The organism is Geomonas agri (assembly GCF_020179605.1).
Classification (GTDB): domain Bacteria; phylum Desulfobacterota; class Desulfuromonadia; order Geobacterales; family Geobacteraceae; genus Geomonas; species Geomonas agri.
Genome location: NZ_JAINZO010000001.1, coordinates 1,462,049 through 1,475,896, shown reverse-complemented (window position 1 = coordinate 1,475,896; position 13,848 = coordinate 1,462,049). Strand labels below are relative to the sequence as shown.

Annotated in this window: 11 protein-coding genes; 4 read left to right on the top strand and 7 right to left on the bottom strand. The window is 56.3% G+C overall.

Features of this window, described 5'->3' with window-relative positions; all coding sequences use genetic code 11:
- Positions 1 to 26 precede the first annotated feature (26 nt).
- The 3 genes from K7R21_RS06315 to K7R21_RS06305 form a co-directional block, all read right to left on the bottom strand.
- Positions 27 to 404, bottom strand: coding sequence for a VOC family protein (locus K7R21_RS06315; protein ID WP_224982428.1), 378 nt, complete (start codon positions 402 to 404; stop codon positions 27 to 29).
- 101 nt (positions 405 to 505) lie between these two features.
- The gene (locus K7R21_RS20815) at positions 506 to 1,933 is read right to left on the bottom strand and encodes a sensor histidine kinase (RefSeq protein ID WP_224982427.1); all 1,428 of its coding nucleotides are present in this window, start codon (positions 1,931 to 1,933) and stop codon (positions 506 to 508) included.
- Entirely contained in the window at positions 1,930 to 2,670 is a 741-nt protein-coding gene (locus tag K7R21_RS06305) for a response regulator transcription factor (RefSeq protein ID WP_224982426.1), read from the bottom strand. Before K7R21_RS06305 ends, K7R21_RS20815 begins: the two co-directional genes overlap by 4 nt.
- A gap of 294 nt (positions 2,671 to 2,964) precedes the next feature.
- Between K7R21_RS06305 and K7R21_RS06300 the strand changes: the two genes are divergently transcribed.
- Both K7R21_RS06300 and K7R21_RS06295 read left to right on the top strand, forming a co-directional pair.
- The gene (locus K7R21_RS06300) at positions 2,965 to 4,644 is read left to right on the top strand and encodes a hypothetical protein (RefSeq protein WP_224982425.1); all 1,680 of its coding nucleotides are present in this window, start codon (positions 2,965 to 2,967) and stop codon (positions 4,642 to 4,644) included.
- A 387-nt stretch (positions 4,645 to 5,031) separates the two neighbouring features.
- Complete coding sequence (locus K7R21_RS06295; protein WP_224982424.1) at positions 5,032 to 7,743, top strand: PAS domain-containing sensor histidine kinase; 2,712 nt, start codon at positions 5,032 to 5,034, stop codon at positions 7,741 to 7,743.
- Between the two features lie 131 nt (positions 7,744 to 7,874).
- Here K7R21_RS06295 and K7R21_RS06290 read toward each other — a convergent pair whose 3' ends face one another.
- The 4 genes from K7R21_RS06290 to K7R21_RS06275 form a co-directional block, all read right to left on the bottom strand.
- The gene (locus K7R21_RS06290; RefSeq protein ID WP_224982423.1) at positions 7,875 to 8,354 is read right to left on the bottom strand and encodes a class II SORL domain-containing protein; all 480 of its coding nucleotides are present in this window, start codon (positions 8,352 to 8,354) and stop codon (positions 7,875 to 7,877) included.
- A gap of 423 nt (positions 8,355 to 8,777) precedes the next feature.
- Entirely contained in the window at positions 8,778 to 9,386 is a 609-nt protein-coding gene (locus tag K7R21_RS06285; protein ID WP_224982422.1) for a hypothetical protein, read from the bottom strand.
- 83 nt (positions 9,387 to 9,469) lie between these two features.
- Positions 9,470 to 10,438 (bottom strand): GlxA family transcriptional regulator, encoded by a 969-nt coding sequence (locus K7R21_RS06280; RefSeq protein WP_224982421.1) that lies wholly within the window; start codon positions 10,436 to 10,438, stop codon positions 9,470 to 9,472.
- Positions 10,439 to 10,477: 39 nt separating this feature from the next.
- Positions 10,478 to 11,248 carry an MBL fold metallo-hydrolase gene (locus K7R21_RS06275; protein WP_224982420.1) on the bottom strand — a complete coding sequence of 257 codons (771 nt, stop codon included), beginning with the start codon at positions 11,246 to 11,248 and terminating at the stop codon, positions 10,478 to 10,480.
- Positions 11,249 to 11,472: 224 nt separating this feature from the next.
- On the opposite strand from K7R21_RS06275, the gene K7R21_RS06270 reads away from it, so the two are divergent.
- Together K7R21_RS06270 and K7R21_RS06265 are read left to right on the top strand one after the other, a co-directional pair.
- Positions 11,473 to 12,792 carry a cytochrome ubiquinol oxidase subunit I gene (locus K7R21_RS06270; RefSeq protein ID WP_224982419.1) on the top strand — a complete coding sequence of 440 codons (1,320 nt, stop codon included), beginning with the start codon at positions 11,473 to 11,475 and terminating at the stop codon, positions 12,790 to 12,792.
- Positions 12,785 to 13,807 (top strand): cytochrome d ubiquinol oxidase subunit II, encoded by a 1,023-nt coding sequence (locus K7R21_RS06265; RefSeq protein ID WP_224982418.1) that lies wholly within the window; start codon positions 12,785 to 12,787, stop codon positions 13,805 to 13,807. The genes K7R21_RS06270 and K7R21_RS06265 overlap by 8 nt, the downstream gene beginning before the upstream one ends.
- The last annotated feature ends 41 nt before the right edge of the window (positions 13,808 to 13,848 follow it).

The following is a 13,848-nucleotide window of genomic DNA, read 5'->3' as shown; positions in this document are numbered from 1 at the left end:
CTCAACGACGACACCTGCAGTTTTTTTTACAGGTAGTTTGAGACCTCAATCAAATTTCCATCAGGATCTCTGAAGTAGATGGAATTTATCGGACCGGTAGCGCCGGTCCTCTTTACGGGTCCCTCTTCAATGGCGACGCCGCACGATGAAAGATGGCGTTCGACCTCCGCTATGGGGATGGAACTTACCAGGCAGATATCCTGGGTTCCAGGGGCCGGTGCTTTTGCTTTAGGTTCGAACTCGTTGCCGAATTGATGCAGATTTATCTTCTGCCCGCCGAAACTCAGAGCTTTACGCCCCTCACCAAACGTTTCAACCCTCATTCCCAATACCCGCTCGTAGAACTCGCACGTCTTAGCAACGTCTGCCACCGTGAAAACCAAGTGATCAATCCGGTCAATCATAGTGCCTCCTCAAGCCGCAGGTTACGGCCACAGATCAAGACGCTTATCCATACCACTGATAGGAAATTGGGATGGTCAATATCTCAAGCCTACCCCACATCCTACTGCAGCGGCAAATCCATTTCCATCTTCAGGCCGGCAGGCGGCGCGTTTGACGCTCGCACATTCCCGCCATGCAGACGCACCGCCCGATCGGAAATAGCCAGACCGACACCAGCGCCGCCGCTTTCGCGTTCCCTGGAATCGCTGACGCGGTAAAATGGCCGGAAAATATTTACCAGTTCGGACTCAGGCACCCCCGGCCCACGGTCCAGAACCTCTATGTGAGCCCATTGTTGCCCCCCGGATACTCGCATTCTAAGTGAAACGTCTACCGCTGTGCCGACATCAGTGTACCGGGCAGCATTACGAACCAGGTTTTCCAATGCCTGCCGGAGGAGCTCCCTGTTGCCAGTTACCGGCATAGGCTCCGTCACCAACGCGACGACTCTTCTGTCACTGCTCCGCGCCTCAAAGTCCACATCGCCCGCCACTTCCTTCACCAGTTCCGCAAGATCGAATCCGGTTCTCTGCCCAATCCCCTCAGGGCTCTCCAGCCTGGTCAGCATCAGAAGATGAGCTATCAGCTCGTTCAACCGGTCCGACTCCCGCTCGATCCGCTCAAAGGGTGCGGCAAACTCCGGGCCGGCAATATCTCGGGCCAGTTCCAGTGCAACGTTGAGGCGAGCCAGTGGGGAACGCAACTCGTGCGACACGTCACGAATTAGCCGCCGGTGAGCCCCCACAAGACTCTCCGTCCGCTCAGCCATCCGGTCCACGTCGCGAGCCAGGTCGGCAATCTCATCGCGGCGGTGTACGAGGCCTTCGCCCACACGGACAGAGAGATTGCCGCCGGCAAGCTGCTGGGTTACCCGCCGCAACCGGCGCAGCGGCAGGATGGACCGGTAGAAGAATAGATACCAGGTGAGTCCGGATGAGAGCAGAACGGCCGCCAATAGGAGCGCGGCGACACCGACTGCACCCACCGCAAAAACCGCTGCAATGGTTGGTGCGGCGGCCCTCGTGTCCGGTGCCTGCCGCACATTGGAGGGTAGGGGAGCTGCCGGGACCGTGGATGACGGAACGGCTAACCTCTTAGCTGCAGGGGCAGCTAGCTTGGGCTGGGTGCCGTCGCGACCACCTGATCCGGAAATGGTGGCATGGTCCGATTCATGGCTGGGATCTGCTTTAGGCGCCTGCCCCTCAGGCGCCGCGGGACGCACCTCGCCGTTTACTCCGCGATAGGGACGACAGGCAAAGGCTGATTCCGGACCAGAGAGGCACTCTCCTGCCAGTATTTCGCCGTTGCCACGGGAGAAGGTGCATTGATCACCCTCCTGTTTCCCTGCACAAGCCTCAATGGCCGCCTTGGGAGGACGTTTCCGTGGTTCTTCGATGGAGAGGGCCGTTTCAGGTGACAAAATGGCCGCAGTTGCGGCGATCAGGGCAAGGATAGGGACAATTGCGGGCACATTCGGCTTCCTAATCACAGGGGATCCTCCACCGAGTAGTGGTAACCGATGTTGCGCACCGTCTTGATCCGCTCGCCTCCTCCAGGCAGGGGGCCAAGCTTACGCCGGAGGCTGCCCACGTGCACATCGACGCTTCGATCGTAGGCGTTTAACGTTCTTCCCATGCCTTGTCGTACCAGTTCGTCCCGGCTTACTACTTGTCCGGCCAGTCGCAGCAATACCTCCAGCAAAGCGAACTCGACCGTCGTCAGTTCTATCTTCTCCCCTGCACGAAGTACCGTCCGGGTACGGCCTATCAACTCCACGTCTCCTACAGAAAGCCGGGTAGCTTCGGGAGGCACTCCAGGAGAGGTTAAGGGGGGGGAGGTCGCGGTACGCCTGAGCACGGCGCGGATGCGTGCCACCAGTTCCCGCGGATTGAACGGTTTCGGGAGATAGTCGTCGGCACCTATCTCCAGTCCCACGATACGGTCCACATCTTCGCCACGCGCCGTCAGCATGAGGACCGGGACCGGTGACGAAGCCCGAATGCGCCGCAGCACTTCGAACCCGCTCATACCCGGGAGCATGACGTCGAGCACGACCAGCGCATGACTTCCCGCGATAGCCCGTTCAGCCCCGGCAGCGCCATTGTGAACCGCCTCGACGGCAAAACCTTCCCTGTGAAATAGATCCCGCAACAGGGAGCAGAGATCCTCATCGTCGTCGACGATCAGTATCTTTCCCGATGCAGCATCGTCAGGTTCTAATGCCACGGTTACTCCTTTGCTGGTTCAGCCGAATCCGGAGGGCGATCTTAGATGCGTTGGTCTTTGAAGCATGTCAATGGCGAACTAATTCGGCAGGGTTCGCGTGATGACTATAACTGGATTGAGCCCCTGTTGTTTGTAAAGATGTGCAAAGTTTGTCTTTCATACTTTACACAACTTTACATTTACCACCAGCACCTTAACGCACCTTACCGTTCCAAAAAGATAAGCTGAGACCACTAGGAATGCTCACGCCGTTCAATCCCTGCGGTAACGACACATCCGGGAAGGAGACATGCCATGAAAAGGTTGTCATTTAAGAGCTTAGCACTGCTGGTTATCTGCTGTTTGCTGTCCCTTATAGCAGGGTGTGGGGGCAACGCCGGTGGGAATGTCGGACTAGGTCCCAGCGGTTCAATACGGGTAGCACTTGCATGGCCAGCCCAAGGCCTAGCCAAGACCGCCTCTGCCGTCCCGGCGGGGCTGACCATCGTCAGGGTGATTGTTTCGGCGGCCGATATGGCTAATCCCATCCAGAAAGATTACACCAGCGCCAGCATAGCGGGTGATTCAGTCCTGATAAACGGAGTCCCGGTCGGCGACCAGCGAACCGTGACAGTCAAAGGGATCGATGCGGCAGGTAATGAGGCATTTCAAGGGACCAGTGCACTGGTCAGCGTCGCGGCAGGAGTGACCACCGATGCGGGAACAGTGACCCTCAATACAAAAGGGCTATCCATGAACATGATGCAGACCCTTTCTGACCAGGCGCAGTCAACAACGCTGGCCTTCTCTGCACTGGCAATGATCACGGGGAACCTTGGGGCCCAAACCTTCTTCCCGCCGGGCAAAGTAGCAGACTACACAGGGTTTCAATACTTGCGCGACAATGATCCGGACAACATGGGGCACAACACCAGCTTTCTGACCCGGGTGGCCGAGAACGTCATCTATCTGCTTGACGATCGGCAGTTCAACCAGCTCAAAGAGCTTGCCGTTGGCCAGCAGTCCCAGATCGACCAGTACGGTTACCAGCGTTTTCCATTGATGGCAGCATTCCGCAGGTTAGTTGACAACACACCTCCTGGCGGTACTACGACTTTGAGCCTGGATGCCGTTAAGGGAGCGTCAAGATCCCTCTATCTCATCGACGGGCAGATAAGCTACGACCGTGCCGTCCTCTATGCCGTCCTCTTTAGCACGTTTAATGACAGTCAGAAGGCTTATTTGGCTAACATGAAAGGCAAAGGGTGGAAGTCTTGGCCAGATACCGCCGTCGACCCGATACGGTCGGCTGTCGATGCACGCATGCGCACGCTGCCGCAAGGAACTGCCGTTGCAGTTATGACCTATGCCAGTGACCTCTATAGCTGGTTCAACGGCTCCCTCGAAGCTGATGTGTACTTTTGCCCTGAGCGGCACGGCACCTATTACGGTTCTTTCTTCATCAAGGACGCACCTGCCATCGGTCACGAGGGCTACAGCATCAACGAACAGCTAACAGCGAGCGCAGGCAGGGCCCTGAGCGATAGTTCCGCAGGTTATGTGGATGCGTCGCAAGCTTCGATCATGTCAAGTCTTGTTGATCTGCAACGGAACAACCTCTATGCCGGAAGCACCAGCATCGTCCAACTGCGCAGAGAGATAGCGATCCTCCTACGTTCCCTCATTGCAACAGGGGGGACTGACGATGGGTTAACGGTCAAAAAACAAGTCCTCGCGCTCTCCGCCACGTACGGCGAACTCGATGGCGAGAACAATTACAATTATGCCAGTGCAATGGCACGGGTATCCGCCAGTCTTACCGATGCACAAAGAGCAAAACTTACTCAACTTCGCAAAATGATTATGTCTGGAACCTACAGTGACGGAACACCTTTCGACTTCTCGTCTGCAGCGCTCTACTACCTTTACTCAACGGTTATTCCCGATGCAACTGCTGCACCCTATCTATACGATTCCTCGGCTTTCTTCCACTAGTGCCATTTGGAATGGGCTGCTGCAAAAGGGAAGGAGAGGATTACAAGGGGGCACGCTTGCGAAGTTGCAATCTCTGTTACACTCGCATCCGAACATTGCAACGTTGCAAGCCTGCCCCAAGCACCTCCAGGTCACCCGTATAACAGTCCATTATCCTAACCAGAACATTCTGAACGTCTTTCCCCACAGATTGTGAAGGCCCGTCCATGGCTTCATCTCACTGTAAAGACTGTATCGAAAAGTCTCTCACCGCAATCACAGCATATTACTCTCATTGTTTCTTTCTTATCCTGACTCCGAGGTGTTTATTGCCAATGTATGCCAAGGAGCGGTTGATGTGCACCCTGATAATGCTATAGTAATCCTCATAGCGGGGGAGGCTTTGTCATGACCAGCAAGGTGTGCAAATACCCTTCAGTTTTTTTGTCCTTTCTTCGTCCCTGCTATTGTAATGTTTTTCTGCTCCTTATGACGATGCTTATGATAGCCGTACACCAAGCATCTGCCTCCAATGCTCCCCCCCAGACTCAGCCCACTGTCCTCATCCTTTATGGTAGGGTGAGTAATCTTCAATCCAACACAACCATCAACAAGGGGTTGCTGTCCGCATTGAAAGTTGCCGGTGTCGATGAACGTTACCAGTATCAGGAGTACCTTGATCTTGCGCGTCATCCCGACCCTGACTATCGGCGCGAATTGACCCGGTTTCTGAAAATTAAATACTCGGGTGTGAGGTTCGATGCCATCATCGCCCTTCACAGAGATGCGGGAGATTTCATGCTCTCGGAAGGGCGCGAGCTTTTCAGCGACACGCCAATGGTTGCTGTTGTATCAAAACGGTTGGAAAGTATGCCGCAGGGAAAAAGGAGAATAGTTCAACTCGTTTACAGCTTAGACGCGTTCAGCACAATCAACATGGCCTTGGCATTACTCCCCGACACCAGGGAGGTTCTTGTCGTTTCAGGCGCGACCGAAGACGATGCACCTTATCTCGGAAACGCCAAAGACGCTCTTAAAAGTTACGAGAAGAAGCTTTCAGTTAAGTATCTTGCCAGCGAGTCATTGCCGGAAGTGGTAAAGGAGGTTGCCAAGGCACGAGATCACGCCATCATCCTTTATACCCGCCTTATAAAAGATGCCAGCGGTGACACCTACCTTCCAACCGCGGCCCTTGCCAAGGTATCCCAATCATCGACATCTCCCGTGTTCGGGTTGTACGACTCCCTTTTGGGGGCGGGTATCGTAGGGGGAGATCTACTTTCTTTCGAAAAGTTGGGTAAAGAGACCGGGCGCCTGGCCGGCGCCCTTATAGCCGGGCAGGCAGACCTGGAACACGTAATCAGTTTTACCGGTCATGGGCCGATGTTTGACTGGAATGAAATGCAACGGTGGGGACTTCAAAAATCCCGGCTCCCCAAAGGTAGCGTTCTGATCAACTACCGCCTGGGATTCTGGGAGCAGTACTGGAAATACGTGATTATCTCTTTGCTGTTCATTTCAGGGGAGGCAGTACTCATTCTCTATCTGATCTGGAACCGCAACAAGAGGTTCCAGGCTGAAGCCGGTCGCAAAGCATCCGAACGCCTGCTGCACTCATACCTCAGCAACAGTTCGATCGTGTCCTGGATGAAGGACGAGGAAGGCCGGCACGTCTTTCGGAATGATACCTTTTGTAAGAGATTCAGCGCTCAACCGAATGACTGGCAAGGAAAGACAGATTTCGAACTTTGGCCCCAAGATATTGCAGAGGAGTTTCGCCGTAATGATCATCAGGTTCTTGCCAGCGGTAACACTCTGGAAACCATAGAACCGGTGGTGGAGATGACCGGCGAGACGTCATGGTGGCTGACTACGAAGTTCCTGTTCAAGGATGCTCAAGGGCAGCGTTTCGTTGGCGGTCTTGGGATCGACATTACCCAACTGAAAAAGGTACAAGATGAAGCAGATCGCCAACATGCCATGATGACGGAAGTCATTAATGCTACGGATGTCTGCCTGGTTTATCTCGATTTAGATTTCAATTTCGTTGCCGTCAACAACGCGTATGCTGCCACTTGTCGAATGCGGCCGGAGGATATGGTTGGCCGGAACCACTTTGCACTCTATCCTGGGGAGGAGGTCGAGGATCTCTTCCGTCAGGTCAGGGACACGGGGGTTCCTGCGTACATCAGAGAACGACCATTCGAGTTTCCTGATCAGCCCGAGCGCGGTGTAACGTACTGGGACTGGTCGCTCATTCCTGTCCAGGGCCATAACGGCAGCGTAATTGGCCTGGTGTTCACCTTGCTTGAAACCACTGAGCGTCGGAACGCCCAGGAAGAGCGGCTGAAACTGGAACGCCAATTACAAGACGCCAAGAGGATGGAAAGCCTAGGGATTTTAGCGGGAGGCATCGCTCACGATTTCAATAATATTCTCACAGCCATCATCGGCAATGTCGAACTTGCGCTGTTGCATTCGGACACCGATTCTTCCGTTCGAGAGAACCTGGTGCGTATCGAAAAATCCGCAGAAAGAGCCGCGGACCTCGCCAGGAAGATGTTGGCCTACTCGGGGAAAGGAAGGTTCTTCGTTACCCCGGTGGACCTAAACTCGACCATTGAAAAACTGGCAGGTGTCCTTGGCTCTACCGTCTCTCCTAAGGCAGAACTCCTATTCGATTTGACCAAGCCGCTTCCTCTGGTAGAGGCAGACCCCGACCAAATCTCTCAGATCATCACGAACCTGGTGGCCAACGCCTCGGAGTCTCTTGGAGATCAGGCTGGCACCATTAACGTTACTACCAGTTGGCAAGACTGTGATCTGCAATGCCTAGAGCGAAGCAAGTTTAGTGAATCAGTTCCTGAAGGACGGTATGTTCTGCTCGAGATAACCGACAGTGGCTGCGGCATGGACCAGGAGACTCAGGGAAAAATATTTGACCCTTTCTATACCACAAAGTTTACTGGCAGGGGGTTGGGGCTTCCCGCAGTGCAAGGCATAGTACGGGGCCACAAAGGAGCCATTCAGGTCGAAAGCGAACCTGGGAGGGGAAGCAGGTTTCGAGTACTATTACCTGCTGGAGGACTTGAGGGGACGTGCATGAGTTCCTTGAGTTAGTGATGGCGATTCAGGGAGGGTCTGAAGCAAACAGGAGGATCTGGAGGATTTGGGATCAGGCTTGCGAAGTTGCAATCCCTGATTGCACTGGCAGTTAACGCAAGCCTGACCCGAGAGTTGATCTGCTGTGATCAGGTCACTGCGATATCGAGGGTACCTTCCCATAGACCATGGAGGTTGCAGTGCTGTTTCGCAACGAGGGTCACCTTCCCAGCCGGCGCGGCCTCTTTGGGGACCACAACGGTGAAAGCAACTTTCGGTGCTAGGTACCCACGCGGCTGCAGGTCCACTCTCCCCGCCGGTTCATTGCCAAGGCTCAGCTCGATAAAGCCTATCCAGTGGGCAGGTGCCATGCCGTGGAGCGTTTCCCCTACCGATACTTCCACGGTGAAAGGTTTGCCGGCCGTTACTGAGGGAGGAGCGGTGATTACAGGCGCATGGCTTCTCTCAAGCGGAGTCTTTTTAGTTGGGTCCTTCACCCTGTTGATTGTCTCGAAGAGCTTCATGTCCACTTGATCCGGGAAATAGCGCTCTGCTGCCGCAACCGTTCCAGCGAAACCTGCGACAAGGGACCCGGCAACTGTGGTTTTCAGAAAAGCCCGTCTGTTCATCTTGTACCTCCTCATGGCATTACCACTAGTCTGTTGACTTTGTAACTGATCTGAGTCTAATGGCTGGTCGAGACAAGTCAACAGGAGTCTGCTCTAACAGCAATGCGGAATGAGCTGTGTAGGGGATACCGACTGAGCCTCACAATAAAAAACGAGCCCTCTGGTTTATGCTTTAATTGGTTTGGATTCGTCGAATTGGGATTGGATTCGTCGAATTGGGATTGGATTCGTCGAATTGAAATTGGATTCGATGAATTGAGATTGGATTCGACGAATTGAGATTGGATTCGACGAATTGAGATTGGATTCGACGAATTGAGATTGGATTCGACGAATTGGCTGGTGGGCGGATGCGACGAAGTGATAGTGACTTCCGAGAGGGTGCCCCCCCTTGATCGCACCAGGGGGGGCGCAAGAATGAGGTTATACTGGGGGTAAGATCACCATGTTGGACCACGGCCCAACTTCGTTGCCACGCTTGCCCCTGAGCTTTAGATAGTTCGTTTTGGTCCTGTTCAATCCGTTAAGGTAGATCCCTTGGCAACTGCTTGACCATGTCAATAATTTCCAGTTGCTGTCAACGCTTGGTTCCCCTTCACAAAACCAAAGGTCGTACCCTTTGGCACCGGCCAGCTTCGACACCGAGCAATAAGGCTGGCCGCTCTTGTCAAAAAACAACCTCAAATCCTTGGCAGCGGTCAATTCCGCAGCCGCCGAAGGGGCTTTGGGTGGGGGGACGCCGAATTTATGCTGCACGGTCGGGTCGATGGGGCTCACGGCTTTACCGAGTCCCTGCACGATAGACATGGCCTTGTCCAAATTGCCACGTGCCTCTTCGCATTCCTTGACCTTCTCAGGGTCACCCTTAAGAAAACCTGTGACACTGTTCTCGAAACGGTTATGCAGTTCGCCATACTTCTCCGGTGTCACGAGAAGCGAGAGCAGATATGCGTACAGCTCAGGCGTCCATATCTGACGCATCTCCTCTGATTTCGCCAGCATCTCTGGATGGGGAAGGTTGCTGTGGGGCATGGACGACCTCCTTTTCGGAAATGGTTAGTATTAATTCTCGCTAACCATAACACCCTTTCACACCTTCGCAACACAATGAGGACTTACGGCTTCACAACCTTGTCGCCAGCTTGAAACGTTCTGCGCCATTCGGTGGGGGTCACGTTGAACCTGGCCCGGAAGTGCTGACGCAATGATGCGGCGGACTGGAAACCGACCAACTCCGCCACGCGTTCGATAGAGTGGCTGGTGGTCTCCAGGAGTTCCTGGCTGCGCTGCAGGCGCTCCCCCATGAGCCAGGTACCCACTGACCTGCCGGTGGCTTTTTGGAAGTGCCTTGTGAAGGTGCGGCGATTCATAAGGCTGTAGTCCGCCAACTCGTCCAGAGTGTGCGACTTGTCCAGGTTGTTTCTCAGGTAGTCAAGCAGGTTATTGATGTTGGCGTCTCGCGTGGAAACGGGGAGGGGGTACTCTATGAATTGTGCCTGGCCGCCTTCGCGGTGCGGCGGGATAACCATGCGCCGGGCCACCTTGTTGGCAATGGACCGGCCGTGCACCCTGTGCACCAGGTACAGGCAGCAGTCCAACCCCGCCGCGGTTCCCGCCGAGGTGACCAGTCGGTCATCCTCGACGTAGAGCGCGTTGGTGTCCAAGCGGACGTTCGGGAAGCGGGTGAGGAAATCCTGCTCGAATTCCCAGTGCGTCCCAGCCTTGTGTCCATCCAGCAGGCCCGCGTAAGCCAGCACGTAGGTCCCAAGGCAAAGACCTACCACCACAGCGCCTCGCTTGTGCGCCGCCACCAGGGCGTCGAGCATTTCCAGGTTGGGCCTTTCAGCGGGGTCGCGCCAGTAGGGGACGATGACGATATCCGCCTGAGTCAGCGCTTCCAGCCCGAAAGGTGTCTCGATGCTGAAGCCCTGGCGCGAGCGCATTTCACCCGGTTCCCCCGCGCAGATGCTGAGGTCGAAGAGCCTGTGGCCGGGCAATACGTCCCCGAAGACGATGCACGGCACCGAGAAGTGAAAGGGGCTGAAGCGGTTGAATGCCACAACTGCGACAGAAGGGATCGACATCTGCACCTCGCTTTCCGCTAGTATCTGTCTGCCCGGCCGTCACAGCACGCAGGTTTCGCCGTCCTCGGGCACCAGCACTCGCCGCATCATGCCATTTCCCTCCAGGTAGTCACGCAATTCTTTCCGTGTCAGCACCGCGTGGTTCATCGCCTCCATGTGACTGGCTATGATGGTCGCGTCGGGCGCAGCTTGGCACACTTCCATAACGTCCCGCTTCCCCATGATGATCGAGCCGCAGCCGATGATCTGGGCATCGCCGCAGTTCACCACGATCACCTCGGGCGCGTACTTTTGTAAGGATTCCGCAACGTGCCGGTTCCAGACCGTATCTCCCGCCAGGTAGAGTGTCTTCTCGTCAGGATGTCGTAATACCACCCCGCATACCTCACCCAGGCGGTCCCCCAGTTTGGCCATGGTCTCGTCGCTGCCGTGCTGCCCCTGCGTCTTGCTGAGGGTTATCCCCTCGAAGGTGGTCTCCCCGGTGAGGACGGTGACGCGGAGAAACCCGGCCGAGCGGAACTTTGCTGCATCCTTCTCGTTTTGTGCGAATAGGGGCAAGCCTTTTGGCAGGAGCTTTTCAGCGTCTTCGTCCCAGTGATCGAGATGGGTGTGAGTGACGATGACGGCGTCGACCTCGCACAAGATCTCGACAGGGACCGGCAGATCGACCAGCGGGTTGCGCAGGTGCGCGTTGACAGTTCCGGCAAACGGAGGGTAGGCACCTTTGTCGGCCAAGACAGGGTCGATCAGGAACCTCCTTCCGGCATATTCGATGATGGATGTGGCGTTGCGCAGTTGCATGAACTTCATCGCGTTCCCTCCTTGAGTGAATGGCCGCATTATCGCCCATTTCTTTTCTGGTTGCGAGTGTCCCGAAGGACTTTTTGCGCAAGATGCGGGACAGCGAGCGGGTTTGGTTCAGGAGGAGATGTTCCCTGACGCAAGGGGAGGGGGAATTCCCCCGTCGTCGTTTCTTGACAAGACTCCGCCGATCAGCACACTTAAATATATTCTAATTCATAGGCGGAGCAATCATGGACAAGCTTGTCGCAGCCAGGGCCCTGATGGGCGTTTCGTTTGTCTTTCATATCATCTACGCCACATTGGGGATCGGCCTGCCGTTCTTGCTCATGCTGGCCGAGGGGCTGGCGCTCAAAACCGGCGATGAGAGCTGGCACCGGATCGCCAGGCGTTGGGTGCTGCCGGCCGGGGTCGTCTTTGCCATCGGTGCCGTATCCGGGACTATCCTCTCCTTCGAACTGGGGCTCCTCTGGCCGCGCTTCATGGCCTTCAGCGGTGCCATGATCGGCCTTGCCTTTTCCATGGAAGGGTTCGCCTTCTTCACCGAGGCGATCTTTCTCTCTCTTTACTTTTACGGTGAACGACGGCTTTCCAGGCGTGGTCTTTTCCTTTGCACCATACCCCTCACCCTTGCGGCTGCCATTTCCGCCATATTCGTGATTAGCGCCAACGGCTGGATGAACAGTCCATCCGGCTTCCGGATGGTGAACGGTACCCCTTCGGACGTACTGCCGTTACGTGCCTTCGCCAACGAGGCATGGCCGCACGAGGCGCTGCACGGCACTCTCGCTGCCTACGTTGCCACTTCATTTGCCGTTGCAGGCTACTATGCCGCCCTGATTCTCAAGGGGCGCGATACCGTCGAGGGGAAAAAAGCGCTGGCGTTATCGTTAGCCGTTGCAGCGGTAATCGCGCCACTGATGCTGGTAACGGGGGACTGGGCTGCCGATTCGGTGGCCAAGTACCAGAAGGCGAAACTGGCGGCGATGGAGGCTCACTTCAAAACCTCCGCTGCTGCGCCACTGGTGATCGGAGGGTGGCCGGACCCGGAGACCAGGCAGGTCTTGTACGCCGTGCGCATCCCGAAGCTACTGAGCCTTCTCGCCCAGGACGACCCCAATGCCGTTGTGCAGGGACTGGACGCCTTCCCGCAGGGGACGACGCCTGACCCGAGGCTGGTACACCCCTTCTTCGACCTGATGGTGGGCTCTTTCTTCATTATGACCATTGGCCTGGGATGGTTCTGGTGGCTACACTGGCGCCGCAAGGCAGTGCCGGATCAGCCGCGCCTGCTGAAGTACCTCATATTCGCCTCTCCCTTCGGCATAATTGCGCTCGAGAGCGGCTGGTTAGTGACCGAGTTCGGCCGGCAGCCCTGGGTGGTGCAGGGATACCTGCGCACCTCGCAATCGGTGACCCCAAACAGCGGCATGGTCGCGGTATTTACCACCTTCGTCATTGTCTATCTTTGCCTGACTGCAGGGATGTTGAAGCTGCTGTTGCGTCACCGGGGGCGTTACGAGGCGGGCGGTAAGGAGGTGGGACATGCTTGATCCGGTATCGCTGGCCGCGCTGGTGGCAGCGCTTGCCCTGGTGCTGTACGCGCTTTTCGGCGGCGCCGACTTCGGAGGTGGCATCTGGACCGCGCTGGCCTTCGGCCCACGGGCACGGGAACAGCGCGAGGCGCTTTTCAACGCAATTGGTCCCGTGTGGGAGACCAACCATGTCTGGCTCATTTTCGTGGTGGTTACGCTCTTCACCGCCTTTCCTGCCGGATTTGCCGCTTTGTTCATCGCGCTCATGACGCCACTGGTGGTCGCTCTGGTCGGCATCAACTTCAGGGGCGCGGCCTATGCCTTCCGGCACTACGGCAGGTCATCGGGCCGGGAGCTCCCCTTCACCGCACGCATTTTCGAGATCGCCAGCATACTGACTCCTTTTGCCCTGGGCATGGCGGTGTCGGCAACAGCTGCGGGCAGCATCACCATCGACAACGACGTTGTCGCCACCGGGACCGCGGTTTGGCTCAACCCTTTCACCCTAATGGGGGGCGTGATCGGGCTCTGCATCTGTGCCTATCTTGCTCCGGTGTACATGACGGTTCGGGTAAAGGGTGCGCTCCAGGAGGATTTCCGTAATGCTTCGATAGCCGCCGGCGTGGTACTTGGTGTGACGACCGCCGTGATGATCCCGCTGGCTTTGCAGACGGCCCCCGAATTCTCCCACCGGCTACTCGGGTCGTGGCCGATGCTGTGCGTCGGCCTGGCCGTCTTGGCAGGGGTCGCCACGCAGCTTGCGCTGCTGTTGAGGCACTATCGTTTCGCGCAGCTGATGACTGGCGCCACTGTTGTCTTTACCCTGGCTGGTTTCGCTGCCGCGTTGCATCCGGACCTCATCATACAGGAGATGCCCCTTCGGTCCGCCGCCGCACCGCGCACTACGCTCATCGCCTACCTCACCGTGCTCCCTATCGGCGCGGCGATACTTGTTCCTTCTCTGTGGTTTCTTTACTGGACGTTCAGGGGCGAACCGGCATCGGAGCTTCCCCCGGCGGGCAAGGAGCCCTAGCCTGGAAAGGATGTGAAATTTTTAACATTATGCTATGCTGG